Annotated in this window: 16 protein-coding genes; 10 read left to right on the plus strand and 6 right to left on the minus strand. The window is 53.1% G+C overall.

Translation table 11 applies throughout. The features are described from left to right. Window positions 1-33: 33 nt before the first annotated feature. The 6 genes from B036_RS29730 to B036_RS33620 all read left to right on the plus strand — a co-directional run bounded on the left by B036_RS29730 (window position 34) and on the right by B036_RS33620 (window position 6,822). Window positions 34-567 carry a SixA phosphatase family protein gene (locus tag B036_RS29730; RefSeq protein ID WP_044102974.1) on the plus strand — a complete coding sequence of 178 codons (534 nt, stop codon included), beginning with the start codon at window positions 34-36 and terminating at the stop codon, window positions 565-567. A 281-nt stretch (window positions 568-848) separates the two neighbouring features. Further along, a complete protein-coding gene (locus B036_RS29735; protein ID WP_044102976.1) occupies window positions 849-1,781 on the plus strand; it encodes an alpha/beta hydrolase in 933 nt (310 codons plus the stop codon). A 179-nt stretch (window positions 1,782-1,960) separates the two neighbouring features. Beyond that, entirely contained in the window at window positions 1,961-2,929 is a 969-nt protein-coding gene (locus tag B036_RS0116380; RefSeq protein WP_020569815.1) for a threonine/serine dehydratase, read from the plus strand. A gap of 237 nt (window positions 2,930-3,166) precedes the next feature. Then, window positions 3,167-5,620 (plus strand): SDR family NAD(P)-dependent oxidoreductase, encoded by a 2,454-nt coding sequence (locus B036_RS34150; protein ID WP_020569816.1) that lies wholly within the window; start codon window positions 3,167-3,169, stop codon window positions 5,618-5,620. A 251-nt stretch (window positions 5,621-5,871) separates the two neighbouring features. Next, window positions 5,872-6,495 (plus strand): dTMP kinase, encoded by a 624-nt coding sequence (tmk, locus tag B036_RS0116395; RefSeq protein ID WP_020569817.1) that lies wholly within the window; start codon window positions 5,872-5,874, stop codon window positions 6,493-6,495. 63 nt (window positions 6,496-6,558) lie between these two features. Beyond that, window positions 6,559-6,822: a hypothetical protein gene (locus B036_RS33620; protein ID WP_020569818.1), complete on the plus strand. Its 264-nt coding sequence runs from the start codon at window positions 6,559-6,561 to the stop codon at window positions 6,820-6,822. Between the two features lie 119 nt (window positions 6,823-6,941). Here the strand turns inward: B036_RS33620 and B036_RS33965 are convergent, their stop codons facing one another. After that, a complete protein-coding gene (locus B036_RS33965) occupies window positions 6,942-7,187 on the minus strand; it encodes a hypothetical protein (protein ID WP_169435073.1) in 246 nt (81 codons plus the stop codon). Between B036_RS33965 and B036_RS29745 the strand changes: the two genes are divergently transcribed. Continuing rightward, window positions 7,186-8,055: an MBL fold metallo-hydrolase gene (locus tag B036_RS29745; RefSeq protein ID WP_020569820.1), complete on the plus strand. Its 870-nt coding sequence runs from the start codon at window positions 7,186-7,188 to the stop codon at window positions 8,053-8,055. The two genes, B036_RS33965 and B036_RS29745, sit on opposite strands and share 2 nt — an antisense overlap. A 131-nt stretch (window positions 8,056-8,186) precedes the next feature. Here B036_RS29745 and B036_RS0116415 read toward each other — a convergent pair whose 3' ends face one another. Next, window positions 8,187-9,074, minus strand: a complete 888-nt coding sequence (locus tag B036_RS0116415) for a PorV/PorQ family protein (protein ID WP_020569821.1) — start codon at window positions 9,072-9,074, stop codon at window positions 8,187-8,189. Window positions 9,075-9,296: 222 nt separating this feature from the next. Here B036_RS0116415 and B036_RS0116420 point away from each other — a divergent pair, with 222 nt between their 5' ends. Next, a complete protein-coding gene (locus B036_RS0116420; protein WP_020569822.1) occupies window positions 9,297-9,923 on the plus strand; it encodes an ABC transporter ATP-binding protein in 627 nt (208 codons plus the stop codon). Continuing rightward, window positions 9,920-11,209: an ABC transporter permease gene (locus tag B036_RS0116425; RefSeq protein WP_020569823.1), complete on the plus strand. Its 1,290-nt coding sequence runs from the start codon at window positions 9,920-9,922 to the stop codon at window positions 11,207-11,209. The genes B036_RS0116420 and B036_RS0116425 overlap by 4 nt, the downstream gene beginning before the upstream one ends. A 554-nt stretch (window positions 11,210-11,763) precedes the next feature. On the opposite strand, the gene B036_RS33630 is transcribed toward B036_RS0116425, so the two are convergent. Together B036_RS33630 and B036_RS0116435 are read right to left on the minus strand one after the other, a co-directional pair. Next, window positions 11,764-11,970: a hypothetical protein gene (locus tag B036_RS33630; protein WP_157472188.1), complete on the minus strand. Its 207-nt coding sequence runs from the start codon at window positions 11,968-11,970 to the stop codon at window positions 11,764-11,766. Between the two features lie 270 nt (window positions 11,971-12,240). After that, window positions 12,241-12,933 carry an HAD family hydrolase gene (locus tag B036_RS0116435; RefSeq protein ID WP_020569825.1) on the minus strand — a complete coding sequence of 231 codons (693 nt, stop codon included), beginning with the start codon at window positions 12,931-12,933 and terminating at the stop codon, window positions 12,241-12,243. Between the two features lie 39 nt (window positions 12,934-12,972). Between B036_RS0116435 and B036_RS0116440 the strand changes: the two genes are divergently transcribed. Next, window positions 12,973-13,248: a hypothetical protein gene (locus B036_RS0116440; protein WP_020569826.1), complete on the plus strand. Its 276-nt coding sequence runs from the start codon at window positions 12,973-12,975 to the stop codon at window positions 13,246-13,248. Between the two features lie 200 nt (window positions 13,249-13,448). On the opposite strand, the gene B036_RS0116445 is transcribed toward B036_RS0116440, so the two are convergent. Then, entirely contained in the window at window positions 13,449-16,535 is a 3,087-nt protein-coding gene (locus tag B036_RS0116445; RefSeq protein ID WP_020569827.1) for a M4 family metallopeptidase, read from the minus strand. A 255-nt stretch (window positions 16,536-16,790) separates the two neighbouring features. Continuing rightward, window positions 16,791-21,002 carry a T9SS type A sorting domain-containing protein gene (locus B036_RS32265; RefSeq protein ID WP_052333969.1) on the minus strand — a complete coding sequence of 1,404 codons (4,212 nt, stop codon included), beginning with the start codon at window positions 21,000-21,002 and terminating at the stop codon, window positions 16,791-16,793. Between the last annotated feature and the right edge of the window lie 104 nt (window positions 21,003-21,106).

Below are 21,106 nucleotides of genomic sequence, written 5' to 3' on the forward strand. Positions count from 1 at the left end.
CCTTAAGGCGTTATTTTGGTAAATACTCCCAGCATGCCCATCCGCTTCTCCTTGTTGTTGCTTCCGATACTTCTCCTACTTCTTGCGTGTGGCGAGGGGTCGTCATCTTCCGACGCATCCGATAATACCGCTGAGACAATTATTTACCTGACCCGTCACGCTGAAAAAGGTACCGGGAGCAATCCGGACCTGCTCTCCGCCGGGGTGGCCCGTGCCAATCGGCTGGCGCAACTGCTGCGGAAAAAGGACGTTAGGGCGGTCTACGCAACGGACTTCCGGCGAACCCAGGCCACGGCTTCGCCACTGGCTGCTGCGACCGGTTTGTCGGTTCGTAAATACGCTGCCAGTGCCAACCCGGAGAAGCTGACCACTGAGTGGTTGAAGAAGCACCGGGGGGAGACAATTTTAGTAGTTGGGCATTCCAACACCATCCCCGGCCTGGTTAATGCTTTGATTGGGGAGTCTCGCTACGAAGACATCAACGAAGACGATTACCGTAAGTTATTTCGCGTCACGGTTGATGGTGAGGGGAAGGGCAGGGTAGAGGAGATGGCTAGCAGTCGGTGATGCCCGGCATTCGCAAGCTAGTGCATCAAGATCAAAGTTCGGCACAGTTATAACTTGCCATCGAGGCACTGTACTTCCCAGCTGAAAACCTCACGTAGCTAAGGCTATGATCGGCTTTCAGCTGGTCGTCCAGCACCGCGCTGCCGGCGTTCTAACTAGCACCAACTTCAATTTTGACGCACTAGCTCGTCCGCCGAGAAAACTTGCGATTATCCTGGGTGGTGATGAATATCCCGCAGTTGCGACGCTTACGTACGCTATCTTTCCCTAAATCTTCCAATATGGCTACGACATTGCGATTAATTGTCCTTTTGTTTTCAATTTCCCTATCGGCCACCGCCCAATCCATCATCCCCCTCTACCCCGAAGGCATCCCCTGCGCCAATGACCTGAAAGACGAGGAGGTGATGCGCAAAGACATCGGCCGCATGATCACCAGCGTGCACACGCCCCTGCTGGAACACCTGGCCCCGGTACCACAGATCGCTACCGGTGCCGCCATCATGATTATCCCCGGCGGCGGCTACACCATCGAGGCCTGGGGTCACGAAGGGGCCGACATCGCTAACCACTTCCTGACCGAGGGCCTGCAGGTTTTTATTCTGAAACACCGGTTGCCCCGTAAAGAATTGGCACCCTGCAAAAGCCACGTCGCCCTGGACGACGCCCGGCGCGGTGTTCAAACCATCCGGCTGCTGGCCGATTCCCTTGGCATCAACCGGAATCAAATTGCCGTTATGGGCTTTTCCGCAGGCGGCCATTTGGCAGCTTCGGCGGCCGTGCATCCGCTGGCGGCAGACAGCACTGCCTTTCCCGCCGCGGCTGCCTTCTCCAGTCGGCCAGACCTGAGTATGCCCATCTACCCGGTGCTGATCATGGAAGACACCAAAGCGGCGCACCAGGGCTCCATCGTTTCCCTGCTTGGCGAAAAGCCCTGGGATCCTGAATTGCTGGATTACTACAATCTGCCGGCACAGGTACACGCCGATGTACCACCAACCTTCCTGGTACACGCCGGTACTGACAAGGTCGTTCCGGTGGAGAATTCTCTCCGGTACTACCGGGCACTGGTGGGAAACGACGTTCCGGCATCCCTCCATGTCTATCATGCCGGAGGCCATGGCTTTGGCAGCGCCAGGCAGATAGATACACCGGTTCGGGAATGGTTGGAGGTGGCTACGGAGTGGCTGCGGGGGTATGGGTTTGTGCGATGATGGAAAAATAGCCGCTGGACGGGATTCCCAGCTTTGTGGAGAAGGGGCAGGCCTGGCAGCCCGTCTTGCGTAGCGAGAGGTAAGTGCCGATCCGTAGGATCAAATGCGGCCCCTCGTTTTCGTTAAGCAAGCGTTTCCCCAGATGCCGTATCTTCCCCCCTCAACCCAGCTATCCGCCCATGATCAATCTCAACCCCTTAACCGAAGCCCCCAACCAGGCCGACCTCCTGTTGACCCATGAGGCCATTCAGCCGTTTATTCACCGAACGCCGATCATGCGAAATGCGAGCCTCGACGCCATGGCCGGCGCCCGGCTGATTTTCAAGTGTGAGAATTTTCAGAAGATCGGTGCCTTTAAGATGCGGGGCGCAGCTTCCGCTGCGCTACGACTGACGGAAGAGGAACGTGCCCGCGGCCTCTCTACGCACAGTAGCGGTAACCACGCCCAGGCGGTAGCGCTGGCGGCGAAGACCCTGGGCGTACCCGCTTACATCGTGATGCCACACGATGCGCCGAAGGTCAAGATTGCTGCCGTGGAAGGGTATGGCGCCAGCGTTACCTTCTGCGTCAACACGCCGGCTGATCGACAAAAAGCTCTGGAGGAGGTCGTTGCCGAAACTGGTGCCGCCTTCATCCATCCGTTTGATGATTACGGCGTTGTGGCGGGGCAGGCAACCTCCGCTATGGAGTTGATCGAAGACACCAAAGAGGTGCTCGACATCATCCTCAGCCCGGTGGGTGGCGGCGGACTAATGTCTGGCACGGCACTCGCCGCCCGGTATTTCAGCATACAGGCCGAAGCCTGGGGCGCGGAACCTGAGAACGTCGACGATGCCGCCCGCTCGCTGGCCAGCGGCCAGATCGAACACAACGAAACAAATTTTACGGTCGCCGATGGACTGAGGACCAACCTGGGCGCCAAAACCTTCGCCATCATCCACAAACGGGTACCGAAAATTCTCGTAGTAAGCGAGGAAGAAATCGTCACCGCCATGCGCCACATCTGGGAACGGATGAAGATCATCATCGAACCCAGCTGCGCCGTACCGTTTGCTGCCGTTCTCCGGTATCCCGAGTTATTTGCGGGGAAGAACGTCGGCATCATCCTCACTGGTGGGAATGTGGATTTGGCTAAATTGCCTTTCTGATACTGTGTGGCTCTGTGCCTCCCTCCGTGCAACCCTCTGTGAAAAACCTGCCCTGTGAGGCTGTGAGGATACTCCCTTCCATGTCATCCCCTACAGGAAACCTACCCTGTAGTTGCGTGTCCTTCAGTATCCTCCAATCTACAATTTCCCTTCCCCAAGCCTCCCTTCTCAAACTAACCTTTTAATTTTTTAAGGTCGTTCCACCAGCCAAACGATTTTCCTTATATCTTGCGGCTCATGCTCTCCCTCGCCATCGCCTACAGCACTGCCAATCAGACTACGGCTCACCGCATCGCCGGTGATTTGTCGAGTCATGTAAGTTTTGACCACGTAACGGTGGGCAAAGCAAACGAAGGACCGGTGCTGGCCGATTTGCTGAAAGACTACACGGCTCCGATCATTGTGCTGGTCAGTAATGATTTTCTGACCAACCCCAATTGTATGCTTCGGGGGCACGAAATCTTCGGCTCTAAGCGCGAGGTACTCCCTATTTTTATCAAGTCACATCACTACGATGAGCTGACGGATGAGGTGGAGACGGAGCAAACCAGTTTGTCTAATCTGGCCGAGGTGATGCGCTACGTGAACCATTGGCAGGACCGTTACATTGACCTTCGGCGCGACGCTGAAGAACTTTCGTCTTCCGGTGGGGAGGCTTTCAATCACTACCTCCGCAAAATCCGGGAAACCAGCGTTCATGCCGAGGAGTTGTTGTATTTATTGAAAGACAGTTGGTCGCTAACGGAGGCACAATTTGCCGGAGACCATTACCACCAGCTTTTCATCTTTGCCGAACGCCCACGACTTTGGGAGGAGTTCAAAGATTTTGAAAGTGCCGCACCAATGGACCTTTCTGGGATTCCGGGATTAGAAATGCTGAGTACCAATACCGAAGAAGATCAGGCGGGAACGCAGGTGCAAGAAGAAGTAGAAGAGGAGCAGGCTGATCCTGCCCCGGACCCCGTTGTTGAAACGGAAATCGAAGATATTCCAATGGAAAAAGAAGACGTAGCCTCTCAGGTAGAGCTGGAAAATTCACAAGAAGAAGTAATCGAACAGACGGCCCAAATGCCGGAAATGACGGCGGATGAACAGGTTAATACCTGGATTGAGCGTTCCTGGTCAATGCATGATGAAGGAGACTCCGCCGCCGGGCTGGAGTTACTGAATGCCGGCCGGGATGCCCTGCCCGATCACCTCAAGCTTCATTATCACTACGCCCTCCTCCTGGCTACCGCTACGGAAGATACCGCCGCTGCGCGAAGGGAGGTGGAAGCGCTGCTGGACAAGAACCCCGATCACCTGGACGGTTTGTACCTGAACGGAGAACTGGCCCTTGCCGCCGGAGACCTGAAAGCTGCCCGTGAAAACTGGGAAGCCCTCAGTGATGCCGAACCTTTTTACCCAGGCCTCAATTACGAATTGGGGACTTTCCTGGCAGAGCATTACCCTGCGGATTATCTGGATGCCGCCGCCTACCTTCGTCGGGCGACCAAGGATAAACACCCGGTAGGTGATGCCTTTTATCGTTACGCCCTGCTGTTGGCCGGCCCCATCGGTCGCCGCAAGAAGGCCATCAAAGTGCTGCGCGCCGGAATCTCCGCTGACCCCAGCCACGCTTTTGCACACTACGAGTTGGCGGTTCTGTTACACGAACGTGGAGACCTGGCCGAAGCCCGCAACTACTTCCGCGTTGCCTGCTCCCTCAACCCAGCGTTTAAAACTGAGGCGAACCAACGGGCCTTTGCGGCCGCGGCACCCGTAGTGATCGCCGCAACGCCGGCTGAAGAAGATGCTCTTGCTGCGCTGAAGCGCAACATCGCCAGTCTGGAAGCCATGATGGCCGAACGGGACGCTGCCCCGGAACCGGACCCTGAACCTGCGCCCCCGCCTCTGAAAGGTGCCGGAAAAACAATCCTGATCTCAGGGGCCTCTGCTGGAATTGGCCGGGCTACCGCCCGTCGCCTGGCTGCAGAAGGCTATCGCCTGATCCTCATCGGCCGTCGTAAAGAACGCCTCGAAGACCTCGCGGAAGAACTAGACCTTGTCCACGAAACGGAAACACTGCTGCTGGAACTGGACGTCCGGAATTACGAGGATGTCGCCAGTGCCATCTCCAGCCTCCCGGAGGAGTGGTCGACTATCGATGTGTTGATCAACAACGCCGGTAAAGCCAAAGGCGTGGATCCCATCCATGAAGGACAGATCGAGCACTGGGAAGAAATGATCGACGTTAACCTGAAGGGGCTGCTGTACCTCACCCGAGAAGTGAGCCCGAAGATGGTGGAACGGGAAGAGGGCACCATCATCAACGTCTGCAGTACTGCGGGCAAGGAAGTTTACCCCAATGGAAACGTCTACTGCGCCACTAAACACGCCGTTGATGCCCTGACCCATGCTACGCGACTGGACCTGGTGAAGTACGGTATTCGTGTCGGCCAGATCTGCCCGGCGATGGTCGAGGAAACGGAATTCTCTCTGGTTCGCTACGACGGCGACGCGGAGCGCGCCAAAATCTATGAAGACTTCCAGCCACTACGCGCATCCGATGTCGCAGAGGCCGTCTGTTTCATGATCACCCAGCCACGGCACGTCAATGTGCTTGATCTGGTACTGCAGGGTACTCAGCAAGCTAGTTCCACCGTGGTGGATCGGAGCGGCCGGGCACGTTTTGCGCCTGAAGAGGAGTGATCGCTTCGTTCCGGTTGCAGGTTGCAGGGTCGCTTCGCTCTTGTTGCAGGTTGCAGGTTGCAGGGTCGCTTCGCTCCGGTTGCAGGTGTTGCAGGGTCGCTTCGCTCTTGTTGCAGGTTGCAGGGTGGATTATTCTGGATAAAATCTTGATGCCCTCTACGGTCCTAAACCCGGAATACTAAGACCTGAATCCTGAGACCTGTTCCCTGAATCCTGAAAACTGTCCCCTAACTCCTGAATACTAACCCCCAATGAATCCACTTTTCATAGTAATCGAAGGCCTGGATGGCTCCGGGAAAACGACCCAAATCGACATGTTGCGAGATCGCCTGCAGGGAATGGGGCAGGCCTGTCACCTGACTGCAGAGCCGACGGAATTACCCACCGGAAAACTGATTCGTTCCATTCTGCAACACGAAATTGAGGCTGATCCCAGAACCGTAGCGGCGTTATTCGCGGCTGACCGGATCGAGCACCTGCACCATCCTACTGAGGGTATGCTGCACCAATTGGCCGAAGGCTATCACGTCATCGCCAGCCGGTATTATTTCAGTAGCCTGGCCTACCAGAGTGAGTTTGCTGATCCCGGGTGGATCGCCTCCCTGAACATGCTGGCTAAACGAACGCTGCCTGCTGACATTACTTTCTTCCTTGACCTGGAACCAGCGATCAGTATGGAGCGTATTGAAGCAAGGGGAGCTGCCACCGAATTATTCGAGACGCAGGAGAAGCTGGCCCACGTTCGGGAGAGTTTCCATTTGGCCTTTGAGCACTTTGGTGATGGAGAGAACATCCACATCATCGACGCTTCCACTGATCCGGTGTCCATCTCGGAGGCCATTTGGTCGGTAATTGAAGACCATACAGCAGACTAAGTTCTGCTGCAATGATTGGTTGCCGTAGATTGTGACCTTACCTCTGGCGGACAACTAACTTCCATGAATACCATTCTGATGATTCTGGGGCAAATAATCTTTTATGCTCTATTGATGCTGGCCAACGAGTACGCCGGCTTTTTGCTGGGCGTGATCCTGGGCACCATCAGCTTTGCCGTCTGGGTCATCAGCCATATCGTGGAGTTGATCGAGCCTAGTAAGGTGACCAAGAGCTATTACTGGTTTGTATTCTCGGCCTGGGTGGCACCGTTGATCACGGTGCTTGGATTTATTTTTTTGAGGGGGGAGATTGGGTGGCTGCAGTAAGGTCGCTTCGCTCCCGTTGCAGAGGTCGCTTACGCTCCCGTTGCAGTACGCCTTCGGCGCGTTGCAGGTTGCAGCTACCGCATCTGGCAGCTCGCTTCGCTCGTTTGTGACAATTTTTTTTAAATAAAAGCGTAAAAATTTGCTTGAATTGCCTGCGGCAATTTTTTTCCTGCAACTCCTGCAACTCCTGCAACTCCTGCAACTCCTGCAACTCCTGCAACTCCTGCAACTCCTGCAACTCCTGCAACTCCTGCAACTCCTGCAACTCCTGCAACTCCTGCAACTCCTGCAACTCCTGCAACTCCTGCAACTCCTGCAACTCCTGCAACTCCTGCAACTCCATTTTTCAAATTACCTTGTACCATGATTACTTCAGTAGAAACAGTAATAGCCGGCACCCTGGAACTGGACGGCGGTGCCATGTTTGGCGTAGTGCCCAAGTCAGTTTGGGAAAAGGCTTATCCTCCGGAAGCCGGATCCAACCGTTGTACCTGGGCTACGCGCTGCTTACTGATTAGGACCGATGATGGCCGAAATATTTTGGTAGACACCGGAGTGGGGGAGAAGGACGATGACCGCTTCCGGCAGCACTTCAGCCCTTCCTTGCCTCAAACGCTTACCTCGCACCTGCGTTCGCGCCTACTGGAACCCGAAGCTATTACAGATGTCTTATTTACGCATCTCCATTTTGATCATGTAGGTGGTGCCAGCTACCTGGACGCCAGCGGAACCACGCAGCTGACCTTCCCTAACGCTTCCCACTGGGTCACCGACCAACACTGGAATTGGGCCGCCACACCGAACCCCCGCGAAGCGGCCAGCTTCCTGCCCACCAATCTTGACCCGCTGAAGGGCAGCGGTAAACTTCGTTTCCTTTCCGCTGAACGCGATGATTATGAATGGCTTCCCGGAATATCGCTTCGTACCGTTTACGGACACACCGAGGCCATGCAGCTTCCACTGATCGATTTGCCCGACGGCCGCCGCCTCGTTTACTGTGCGGATCTGCTGCCAAGTGCAGCACACCTCAGTCTGCCGTGGGTAATGGCCTTTGACATTCGTCCGCTGGATACGCTGGCAGAAAAAGAACGCCTGATTGCTGAAGCCCTGGATGGAGGATGGACCCTGCTGCTGGAGCATGATGCCCGATTTGCTGGCGGACAATTAATTAAGGATGAACGTGGGCGCGCTGCTTGGGGTAAGATGCTTGAGCGTGAGTTGGTGATTTACTGAGTCGCTGAGTCGCTGGGTTGCTGCCGCTGCTGCCACTCATTTTCGCTACGCTCCATTCGCCTTAGGTGAGCCAGCGCAGCGCCGTGAGCGGTACTTGCGGCAGCAACTCAGTGACTCGCTAACCCACCAACTCACTTAAAGCGAACGCCAATCCCCGGCCAAACCCCAAGTACTTCATGGTAGACTGCACCAGCACTGAGGTCAAGTCCTTCAATAATCTGATAACCAAGGCCAAAGGATAGTTCAGATGATTCAGTAGCTACACCCATTCTGATCGATAATTCGTCGGCCGGGAGGTATTCAATTCCTGCTCGAATGCGTAGTGGGTGGTCAGTATCCTGATGGGCTTCGACGTTGATGATGATCTTGTCCGAAGGGCGGTAACTGAAGCCGAGGGCAAGTAACTGGGGGAGGTACTCGTCTGGCAACCGTTCGGCGCGGAATGGGGAGAAGATGCGGGCAGCGACATGAAATTCTGGAACGATTTCCAGCTGCATCCCCAACCCGAAGGTGACATCGAAGGTACTGGCGTAGCCCTCCGTATTGGTGGCGAAGCCAGCAAAGTCAGCGCCAATGCTGAATTTATCGGTCAGTTGTCGCCCGTAGGAAAGGCCGACCCGGTTTTCCCGGTAAGCATCGAAACCGAAACTGCCGAGTTGTAAACCGAAACCGCCAAGCCCGGTGCCATAGGTGGCGCCGATGGTGGCTGTATTAAGTTCGCTCAGGCCGAATCGTTGTTCCACGGTGGCACCGGCAGCTACCTTGTCTTCAGCTTTTGCCAGGCCGGCGGGGTTGGTCCAGAGTGCGTCAATTCCTCCGGCGTTAAGCCCGGTTCCTCCCATGAGGCGACTACGGATATCGAAAACTGGAAATAATCCGTCCTGGGCCTTTAATTGATGGTGGGCGAGGCCGCAGGTGCAAAAGATCAGTAAAAGAAGCAGGGTACGGAGCACAGTCAGGAACGTTGGGCGATGGTTAATGGCGTGAAGATAGTTCGTTAGGTTGTTAATGCGAATCAAGCGCTAAAAATAAACACCTCTTATTAAGCTGTGCGGGCGCCCGCAATGGACGCCCGTACGGAGACGGCCTCAGAATATCCCGTTTGTAGGGGCGACCCTTACGGTAGCCCCTGCAAAGTCAAGGTGTTTCGGGGATAAAGGACCGCCATTTTAGCGCTTGATTTTTGCTGTTAGTCTCTTAGTACCGTTGGAAATTATATCTTGTGGCCAAGTGCTTTGTCAATGCTAAACTCTTCCAACCTTTCCTTCCAATACCCCGGTGGCGAATCTCTCGCCTTCCCCGATCTTTCTTGCCTGGCCGGTGAAACCCGACTCTTGTTGGGGAAGTCCGGCAGTGGTAAAACCACGATGCTGCAGCTCCTCGCAGGGCTGCGCCGCCCCACCTCCGGGGAAGTCGTCATCAACGGACAATCGCTCAATAAGCTATCCGATGCTGCCCTCGACCATTTCCGGGGCCAAAACATTGGGATGATCTTTCAAACGGCCCATTTCCTGCAGGCGCTTTCGGTCGCTGAGAACCTTCGTATTGCCCAAAAACTGGCGGGTAAACCGGTAAATGAAGGACGGATCGATGAGCTGCTCTCGCAGCTCGACCTTTCCGGTAAGGCCAGGTCATTGCCCGGCCGTTTAAGCGTGGGGCAGCAACAACGTGCGGCCATCGCCCGTGCGCTGATCAACGAACCGGCAGTGCTCTTCGCTGATGAGCCCACCTCCGCCCTCGATGATGAGAACACCCAACAGGTCGTCAACCTCCTGCAGGAGCAAGCCGAAAGGGTAGGGGCCACCCTGCTCATCGTTACCCACGATAATCGCCTAACCAACCTCATTCCCCAACAGACCCACCTATGAATCTTGTCCGGCTAAGTTGGAAAAACCTCACGTTCAAACCCCTCAGTGCACTGCTCAGTATCTTGCTCTTTGCCCTCAGCATTGGCCTGATCTCCCTGCTGTTGTCGCTGCGAAAGCAGGCAGACGAACAGTTCGACAATAACCTGGCGGGCATTAATCTGGTCGTAGGTGCCAAAGGAAGCCCGTTGGAGCTTACGCTCAACAGCATGTACCACGTCGGCTATGCCACGGGGAATGTTCCCCTGGGGAAGATCAAAGCCTTTTTTAACCCTAAGCACCCCATTGTTGAGGATGTGGTGCCACTGTCCGTAGGTGACAGCTATAAAGGCTACCGGATCGTTGGTACCATTCCTAAAATTCTGGATTGGTACGGCGCCGGCATTGCCGAAGGGAAGATCTGGCAACACGATTTTGAAGTGGTCATCGGAGAGGAAGTTGCCCGTGTCAATGGGCTCAAACTTGGGTCGAAATTTAAGTCCAATCACGGTATCATCGACGAAGGCGATGAAAATAACATCGAGCACGATGATGACTTTACCGTAGTTGGAATTCTGGCACCCAGCAGTACGGTAATGGATCAGCTCGTGCTGACGACCAATCAAACCTACTGGCATTCGCACGAAGGCCACGATGGAACAGCAGCTGATGGTGAAGACCACGCTGGCCATGATCATGCGGATCATCAACATACTGAAGATCATGCTCCGACGTCGCTGATGGACGAAGACCCTGAAAAGGAAATCACCAGTCTGCTGGTGAAGTACCGGAATGCCAGTAGTTTTCAGGCCCTGAACTTCCCGCGTAACATCAATGAGAATACGGACCTGCTGGCCGCTAACCCTGCTTACGAGATCAGCGAGGTCCGGCGCCAGTTTGACTCCGGACAGCGAATTTTAGGTATCCTTGTGTTGGCCATTACCATCGTTTCGGCCCTCAGCATTTTCATCGCCCTGTTCTCTGCTTTAAGGGATCGGCGCTACGAGTTGGCCCTCATGCGTACCATGGGTGCAGGGCGGGGTAAACTGTTTTTGCTGATCATCCTGGAAGGTCTGATGGTTGCGGTCATCGGCTACGTGCTGGGCCTCCTGCTCAGCCACGGCATTCTGTCATTAATGGCGGCTAACATTACCGACGATTTTCGGTACAGCCTCTCCCCCTGGCGCTTTCTTCCCGAGGAAGTATGGCTCCTGGCCGTAGCGCTGTTTATCGGCTTTTTGGCGGCGGTAATACCGGCTGTTCAGGCTTCGCGTACTGATATTGCTGATACGCTTACTGGGAATAACTAATGCACTGTAAACTAAATTTATGCCTATTCCCACTTTTCGCGTAGCGACTGCCCTTTGAGTTGCCTGGGACAAGGAGGAATGACGTCGTCCCGGTTACGAAAATGTCCTTATGGCCTGACGACGCTGCGCGCTACGGTGTACACACACAAATCTTTACATTGCCTACTTTGGTTCGTGACCTTATCCCCTATCTCGGAGATAGTGGGGCATAATTAGGGCTTAGGCCGTCTGAGGTAGACCGTTCAGCCTTACACTCTAGACTAATACTCCACTAGATTCACCTCGTTTTATCTGCCTGCCGGCGGCTTACTTTTTGCAGCTTCAAAAAGAAAGCCCCCGGCAGGGAGGGGTGAGAGGATTTACGGCTGACACAGCACTAGCAGGTCATCGGAGGGAACGCTCATCGTTAAAACAAAACAACCCGCCTCCCAACAAAGGGAGACAGGCTGTTTTTAAGGGGGGGGATTTCCTGAGTAAGCGTCTACTTCATTTTCAGCAGGTTACCTGATGGCATTTGCCGCTGAAGTGATGGTATCCACTTCTTCTTTAATTAACTACAGTACCATCAGACCTACGATGAGGCTGATGATCAACAATCCACCGGTAACGGCGGCAATAAACTCCGCTTTGTGGGCCGGAGGCATCGCACTGCGACGGGCTTCCTTCCGCATACCTGGAGTGGTAAGAGCGGCAGAAAGACGACGCTGAGCTGGCGTCATTCGGTAGGAGTTGTTTGCGGGAATATTTTGTGATGCACGCATGGTTTCAATAATTTTCAGGGATTATTAATAAAGGGTTGAAAGGGTCTCCGATTGGATAAATTCGGAAACCTCTATTTCGCGCCGCAAAGATCGGGGTTTTTCCGTTCTGGCGCAAGTTGAGACGAAACAATTGTTGGTTTAGGTGCCTCGTGAAAACAACCCTCGAAATTATGTTTTGAATAGCCTGTTTTTCAGGCGTTAAGCACCTAGTTCTCTGCTTAAATCCCAACCATGTTCTGACCCTGAAAAAAGAACGCAATAACATTTTTTTCAGCCTTCCCGGAGGATATCGCTCACGTGGGTAAAAAATGCGTTATCTGGGGTAAAATCGGTAATGACACGACCTGCTCCGGCCTGCTTCAGGGCATGGTGATCTCCTTTACGACGTACGCCGATGAGCGGAAGGTTCATTTTTTGGGTGGTGGTCACGTCCCAAATGGCATCGCCTACGTAGATGACCCGTGCGACATCATGTACTGCCCGGGCTTTGTCGATGGCTTCATTAAGAATCTCGACCCGGCTAAATTTGTTATTGGCGTATCCGGCAAAGGGCTGCTCGGATGGAATGCCAACGTGTTCCAGTTTTATAGCTGCTGGACGTTGCCAGCCGCCGGTGGCAATGCCAGTTAGGAATTGATCGTCCTCATTCAACCGTCGCCAAAGGTTGGCCGCGCCCGGAACTTCCCTAAATTCTTCCGGACTAGCGGTTCTGGAAGTGGACAGGCCTTCCAGGTAGTGGTCTTCAAAAGTCACGCGTTCGGTTTCGGAGGGGAACCGGCCAAAGTGGTCATTGAAAGCGGTGCGAAAAATTACGTGGTCCGTGACCTCCGGGAACTGCGTCCAGTCGATGGTAGGAAATGGAAGACCAAAAATGGTCTCGTAACTGTTGGCGAAGCAACGGCTGTCTACTTTTTCAGAATACAGTAGGGTGCCGTCGATATCAAAAAGGACGAAAGTTTTCACGGGCGCAAGTTATCTTGTCCTGCTCAAACCCAATCTAGCATGAGTAGTTTAAATATTTTTGCTGAAGTCCTTCAGCTGGTCTGGCCAATGATCGCCATATTTACCTTAATCGTAAGCTTACGGGCGAAGCAGCGGCACCCCGGACAGGGCAGTACTTTAATGGTGGTCGGTTCTTCCATTGCGCTATTGGTATCTGTCGTTAACACCTCAATGAACTTTGCAATGCGGTTCAACTGGTTGGATTATGACAGCATTGGAATGAATTACGCCTTTACCAACATAATTTCCATTGTGGCTCAGGTACTTTTTTGGTAGGGCTCCTGACCCTGATCAATTCGATTGTCACGGTTGATGAAAAGCCAATGAGTAGGTATTAGCAGGAACTCCTGGTAAGATTAATCAGGCGCGGCCGCAGGTGCGAAAATCGTTGAAAGTCGAGGGCGAAAGCTAAGTCCCCTGCTCTATAAAACCATTTTTTGCACCTGCGGCTGCGCCTGAAAATGCTGTCAAGCCACTTATCTCCGGACCACTTTACCCGTCCATCTAAAGGTCTGCCCATCACTGATGCTGACGAAATACAGCCCTGCTGGCTGTCCACTCAGATCAAACGAAGCCTGATTACCTAGCATGGCGGTTGTTCCCACCAACTGTCCCGTAGTGCTGAACACCCGGACCAAAGTATTGGCCGGAACCTGATTTACGCCATTGATCTCAAGGGAAGTACTGACCGGATTAGCAAAAACAAAGTGATGGTTGCCAGCATCCAAACGGCGGGTGGAAGAAGGTGATCCGGACACAATGCTGAGGTTGTCAATCGTGGTTTTTACCTGGCTGGAAGCTACGTGTATTTCGATCTCTCCGGCAAAGCCGTTACCAAGACGAACCTCTATTTCCCGAAGCTCATTTCCGGTGGTGAAAATCGGCTCGTCCAACATTGATACACCACCGGTGTACACGTCGGTAATGTGTTGGTAAAGGTTCTGACGCCTGGTATGCCGGGAGGTGTCCTGCTGCGTAATATCAAATGCCAGGTAGGGGTTATCAATGTTCGTTGCGTCAACACAAAGCGTGATGGTGCTGACTCGTGGATTTTCGTTTTCGACTTCGTTGTTTAAGAATTCATCCAACGGAATGCACTCTTCCGGGTTGTAGAACTGCTGTTGATCAGAGAGGACCAGCGCTTCTGAGCTGTAGTCTGCGGTACAGGTAGGACACAGCTCTATCGCCAACAATCGGCGTGCAAGAACCTCGTCACTGAAATCCTCCACGGTAGGTTCATCAATAGAGGTAGCAAAATAGCTGCTGAAGTCTTCTTCCCATAATATGGTCGTCGCTTCATCGGTAATGAAGGCAATGTCGAAGTCTACTTCATTAAGGTCTCCCAGTCGGCTAAGGTCAACCTCTTGCTGGATGTTGAAGAAATTCAGCCGACCATTGCTATCGTTAGTAAGTTCCCGTTCGTAACTCACCTCATTGTCGGGGGTTTTGTACGTAAAGCGGAAAGTACCGTTGGTAACGTCGAGGCAACGGGGAAGGTTAATGGCGAAAAAGGTTTCGACTACCTCCTGGGGCTGTTCACACTGGTCGCTGTATTCTGTATTGGAGAAAGCAAAATTGATCTCTGTAGTAGTATTCACCGAAATGAAGTTCTGGAAATCGGTCTCGTATAAGGTGGTGCTGTCTGGAGTAGTGAATTCCAGTTGGTTGGTGACAAAAATGAATGGGGTGGCACCTGAAAGCGTTACACCTACCGGGATTTCCAGTCTGCCGTCCCGAACGAGTGGTTCAGAAAGTACCTGCTCGATAATTTTTGTCGTATCCACTTGTTCCGTCCCGTCGACGGTGTACCGGAAAATCAATTGTCCGTTCACCAGTGAACCTGCCGGGACAATGCTGTCACTTTCATTAATGAACAAGGCCGTGAACTGCTCCAGTTCGAGCGGGCAGAAATCAAATTCGCCTGGGCTGCTGGATTGGTAGACTACGCCCAGTTCGAGGGATGTAGATTCAAACTCCACCGGAGTAGTTTCATCGTCGATGCCAACGGCCTTCCAGGCTTCGATCATGGATGCGTAAGGTGCACTGTCGGCACCAAAAAGATCGGTGGCTGCCATTTTAGAGAGCTCATACGCCTCCAGGTAGCCGGAGGATTCCGTGAGGTAGGCGGTTTCAAGTAGATAAACGAGCTGCAGGGCACTGTCCATACCAATTGGGGCCACATCGTACCTGTAACCGGCCTGACTCCGGCCGTTGTCTCCTTCGGCAAGGAGGTAAAACCAGAAATTCAAAACACCACTCTTTGAATGCACGCCTGCATTGTCGAAAAGATCGTACCGCCAGAAGGTGCCTTTGTAGAAGCTTGGGTGGTTGCGGAGGTTGGGCCTTGCCATAGACCGGAAGTAAGAACCATCCGGTCCTTTTACGATTCGTGCCGCAATTCTCCAGTCAAAATGGTCCTGGTCGTAGTAATACTCGAGGCCTTTGCCCATGATGTCACTAATGCTCTCGTTGATTGCGCCGGATTCGTTAAAGTAAATCAGCCCGGAGGTGAACTGCGTAAGCCCGTGGGCGAATTCATGGCCTACAATATCGAAGGTGGTAAGTGCGGAATAGTTATCGCAGTTACCGTTACCGAAAGTAGCTTCTCTACGATTCCAAAATGCATTGACGTAGGTGTGGCGGTTCATGTTAGCCACCAGCTCGAAACCGTCATCATCAATACTGTTGCGGTTGAAGCGTTCCCTCAGGAAGTCGTGAAATTTTACTGAGGCATAGTAGCCGTCGATCATGGCCGCCTGGCCATCTTCTGAATAGCCCCACTCGTTATCGGTATCAGCAGGAGTAAGGAAGTGGTTTGAAATGTCGCGGGCAACGATGCCTTTTCCTCTACTTAGGTCTCTTAGCATATATGATCTTTCGCCCAGGGAATCAGTTGGAAAACTTATATCCTGATGGTAAAGACCGTCACCATGACCGATTACGCCTTCCGTATTGATGTTACTAAGGGTGGCAATGGTTCGTCCGGTGCGTGCGTCCAGAATTACGTCCATATTAACCGGGAGCTTACCACCCTCGGCTTCAACGGTGTACACATAAACTAGCGTGTAATCTCCTCCTTTGGCGGGGAAGCGGGTGTTGGCGATTGCTGTTCTTACGTTCGTGATGTCCACTTCTCCTGCAGAAAAGAGGCCACTACCAAAATCATTTGCTAAGCGAGAGAATACTTTCAACTTCGCCATGTTTTCTCCTTCTGCCAGGGTAATCTTACCCTGCATGGAGATATCGCTGAACTCGTGCAATAAGCCTGAAGTGGCGTATAGCTGGTCTTGCTCGAGGTGGTAAACCACTGTTCCACCTAATACGCGCAGACCATTATAGAACTGTTGGTATTTGTGATGCGTCCTGCCTTTCGGCGATTTGTATTCGTATTGTTTTTGCAGGAGGTGATCCCCGTCCAGGCCAAAGAGGCTTAGGTCTGTGAGTTTTTCATCTCCGCTAAAGGAATAGCTTTTATCGAAAGTTGTGACGGATTTGCCGCCAGTTTGTGCGGTAAGGGGGAAAACGAATAAAAGGGCTAGTAGAATCAGGTAAAGTGCTCTCATTATTGGAGTTTAGTTAATAAGGCTGCGATAAATTCGAAGCTTCGGGGAAGAGCAAGATAGTAATAAGTAGCAACTGTGGAGACGTACTTCTTGGTTGAAGGCGATACTTTGGAATGATTTAACCTTTTTATTATGTGTTGAGTGTAGGCGCTCTCCGTCCGGAGTAACCTGAACTCGGTCTTGTCGTTGAGAAAATCAAAAAGGCCCCTCCGGAATTTCCGAAGGGGCCACCAATATTCACTATTATAAAACTGGTTAAAATCTGGTAAAGCGTTCGGTAATTACCCGTCCATTATTGACTACCCGGAGGAAGTAAGTTCCGGCTGGTGCGGCAGGAAGTTGAATTTCAACTGGTCCGTTCTCCATTTCAGAGGTGAGCAGTTGGAGTTGACGACCATTCATGTCAAATACCTGGAGTTGCATCATTTCACCCTGCATACCTTCCAACATTACATTGAGCCTGTTTCCGCTGACCGGATTAGGGAAAATGCTTACCTGGGCCTCGGTAGAAGGACCACCAGTTGGGGTGGTTGCGTTGTTCGGATTACAAACGGATGTGGCGGCAAGGTTCCATTCAAGTTCACTGCTTCCGTTTACACTTAGCTGTAAGGATTCGTTTGCGTTAGGAGGAGATACGAAGAAATTCGCTGTCCAGATACCTGCCTGGATGGCTGTTCCGGAGCGACCGTGGCCAGAAGATCCCCATTCGAGGTAAGAAACAATGGCGGCAGTATCTCCAAAGCTGTTGATCGTATACAGGCCAAGTTCTGCGTCAGTGCTATTAAAGCCACTGAAACCACTTACTACGGTGATATCGCCTGGCTCCATCAGCAAATTGCCACACTCCAGTTGGAGGTTACTGATCTGTTGGTACTGTGGCCGGTTGCATAACCAGAAGTCGGCAACATTGATTTGCCGGTCGGTTCCGTTAAACAGTTCGATCATACCATCAGCCGTTACTTCGTTGAGGACTACATTATCAAAGGTGAAGCCACTTCCACAGTCGTCACCCGTGTTGCGGGTCACAGTAATGGCATTCGAAAGATCAAAGCAACCGTCAAGGTCAGCAATGTTGCCACCCATAGACAATCCGGAAACTTCGCCGTAAGCGGAGAGGTACCAGATGTCGCATACGCCAACTCCGGCACCGTTGAGGTCAAAAGGACCGTTGTTTCCAGGAACACCAAGGATTTCGCCAGTAGCGTTGTCGGTAATGAAGAAGGTGGAGTTGTCTCCGGCTACGTTCCCACTCATGATTACCGCCAGTGGGTCAGCCATATCGTCGACGCAAATGGTGGTGGAGGTCTCTCCACCCTCGAGGGCGATGGCACCTGCTTCCGCCTGGTTGCGGGTAACGGTGATGGCGTTGGAAAGGTCGAAACAACCGTCAAGGTCAGCAATGTTGCCACCCATGGCCAGTCCGGTCAGACCGTCTTCGTAGGCCAGGTACCAGATGTCACAGGTGCCGGGGCCGGCACCGTCGAGGTCGAACGGACCGTTCGTGTCAGGGATGCCAAGAATCTCTCCCGTTATAGCGTTGGTAATGATGAAAGTACGGTTGGTTCCAACGCCGTTTCCGTCGCGGATAATCTCAAGCGGATCTCCAGTACCGTCGACGCAAATAGTTGTTCCGATGGCACCTTCTGCGAGGGTAATGCCTCCGCCATTTGCTTCACAGGCGGCCATACAGTCTTCGCCGGCAAGGCGGGTAACGGTGATGGCGTTGGAAAGGTCGAAACAGCCATCAAGGTCAGCAATATTGCCACCCATAGACAATCCGGAAACTTCGCCGTAAGCGGAGAGGTACCAGATGTCGCAGGTGCCAGGTCCTGCACCGTTGAGGTCAAAAGGACCGTTGTTTCCAGGAACACCAAGGATTTCGCCAGTGGCGTTGTCGGTAATGAAGAAGGTGGAGTTGTCTCCGGCTACGTTTCCACTCATGATTACCGCCAGTGGATCAGCCATATCTTCGATGCAAATGGTGGTGGAGGTCTCTCCATCCTCGAGGGCGATGGCACCTGCTTCCGCCTGGTTGCGGGTAACGGTAATGGCGTTGGAGAGGTCGAAACAACCGTCAAGGTCAGCAATATTGCCCCCCATGGTTAGTCCGGAAACTTCGCCGAAAGCGGAAAGGTACCAGATGTCGCAGGTGCCAGGTCCGGCACCGTTGAGGTCAAAAGGACCATTGTTTCCAGGAACACCGAGGATTTCGCCAGTGGCGTTGTCGGTAATGAAGAAGGTGGAGTTGTCTCCTGCTACGTTTCCACTCATGATTACCGCCAGTGGATCAGCCATATCGTCGACGCAAATGGTGGTGGAGGTCTCTCCACCCTCGAGGGCGATGGCACCTGCTTCCGCCTGGTTGCGGGTAACGGTGATGGCGTTGGAAAGGTCGAAACAACCGTCAAGGTCAGCAATATTGCCACCCATAGCCAGTCCGGAAACTTCGCCGAAAGCGGAGAGGTACCAGATTTCGCAGATACCCTGGCCTGCACCGTTGAGATCGAAGGGTCCATTGTTGCCCGGGATACCCAGAATCTCACCGGTGTTAGCATCGGTGATAAAGAAGGTAGTGTTGTCCCCTAAGGAAATCCCACTCATTTCTACGGCCAGAGGATCAGGCAGGTCATCCACGCAAATGGAAGTGGCGATTGATCCGTCGGTAAGGGAAATCTCACCGGCTTTGGGTTCGTTGCGGGTAACGGTGATGGCGTTAGAGAGGTCGAAACACCCGTCGAGGTCAGCGATGTTTGCACCGGTTTCCAGGCCGTTTAGGCCATCTTCATAGGCGAGGTACCAGATTTCACAGACGCCAGGACCCGCACCGTTGAGATCGAAAGGGCCGTTGGTGCCGGGGATGCCAAGGATCTCACCGCTGATGGCGTTGGTAATAACGAAAGTACGGTTGGTACCTGTGCTATTCCCGTCGCGGATGACTTCAAGCGGATCGCCTTCGCCATCTACACAAATGGTTACTTCGGTGCTGCCGTCGGCGAGTGCGATGGCACCGCCATCGGTGGCAAGGCGGGTAACGGTGATGGGGTTGGAGAGATCAAAACAGCCATCAAGGTCAGCAATGTTACCGCCCATAGCCAGGCCTTCGACGTCACCAAAAGAAGACAGGTACCAGATGTCACAAACGCCGACTCCGGCACCATTCAGGTCGAAAGGACCGTTGTCTCCGGGAACACCAAGGATTTCTCCGGAGGCGTTATCGGTGATGAAGAAGGTCGAATTGTCGCCCGCCACATCACCGCTCATGATCACGCTTAGCGGGTCACCTGCGTCATCGACGCAGATCGTGGTTTCCACTGCTCCTCCATCCAGCGCTATTGCACCTGCGTCCGCGCCCAAACGAACCACACGAATGAAGTTGTCAGAAATGGCTTCGCAGTCGCCGTCTGCCAGTGTACTAATGTTTTCACCGGCTAAAGGAGTAGGTTCGCCACGGTAGCTCCAGCCCCAAATGTGGCACTCTCCGGGAGGGGCTGCACTCAGGTCCAGGGTAGAATTATTAAAGGAATTCACGGCTTCAAGTATATTGTCCTCTGCGTCCGTAATTACGTACCAGTAGCTGAGGGCAGAGGCGGTGGTCTGGTGGCGAACATCAATAATGACTTCACCGGCACATGCGATGACTTCGGTTTCACCATCAGCGGTGTTGACGGTTCCTCCGTCAGCTTCCTGGCGGAGAACCACAAGGCCGTTCGACAGGTCAAAGCAACCAGCCAGGCCGTTTACATTCTCACCGACGGTTAAACCAGTGAGGTCGTTACCGTAAGAAATATACCAGATGACACAGGTACCCGGTCCGGCCCCGTCGAGGTTGAAGGGTCCTTGTCCGGCAGGAATGTCCAGAATTGTACCGTCATCACTGGCGATTATGAAGGTGGAGTTGTCTCCGGAAAAGTCACCAGACATAACAACCTCCAATGGATCGGCTACGCCATCCACACAGATGGAGGTGTTGGTGGTCCCGTCAGGGAAAGTGATGGTACTGCTCAGCGCGTCACAGACCATATCGTCGCAGTCTTCGCCAGTTTGGCGGTTTACTGTGATGTGATTAGATATAGAGAAGCACCCGTTGTCTTCGGTGTACTGGCAGATGTTGGCACCTTCCAATACCTCACCGGTAAAACCGTCATTATAGGCGATGTGGTAGATAAAACAGTAGCCGGCACCCGCTCCTTCCAGGTTAAAAGGTGGGCCTGGAGGAATGGCCAGGATTGTGCCATTGGCCATAGTGATGACCCAGGCGAAGTTGTCGCCATTCTCCCCGGTAAGTATCGGCGTAAAGGCGTCACTTTGCCCGTCGTCAGCACAAATAATGGCAATGTCCCCACCGTCAGCCAAGCTGAGCGTACCGCCTGCTGCGGAACATAATTCCTGAGCGGTTAATGGTATTAAAGAGAATAGAAAGAAGAGAACGGCTAAGCCTGATCTTCGGAAAGTAAACAGTGTATTCATAATAATTTTTTTTACCGGCGCTTGCTCAAAATCCCATTTGCCGGCGGTGATAATTAGTTTGAGACAAAATTATCCGCAGGGCTGTGGCTAAATATCACGGAAGT

Source organism: Neolewinella persica DSM 23188, from assembly GCF_000373105.1.
Classification (GTDB): Bacteria; Bacteroidota; Bacteroidia; order Chitinophagales; family Saprospiraceae; genus Neolewinella; species Neolewinella persica.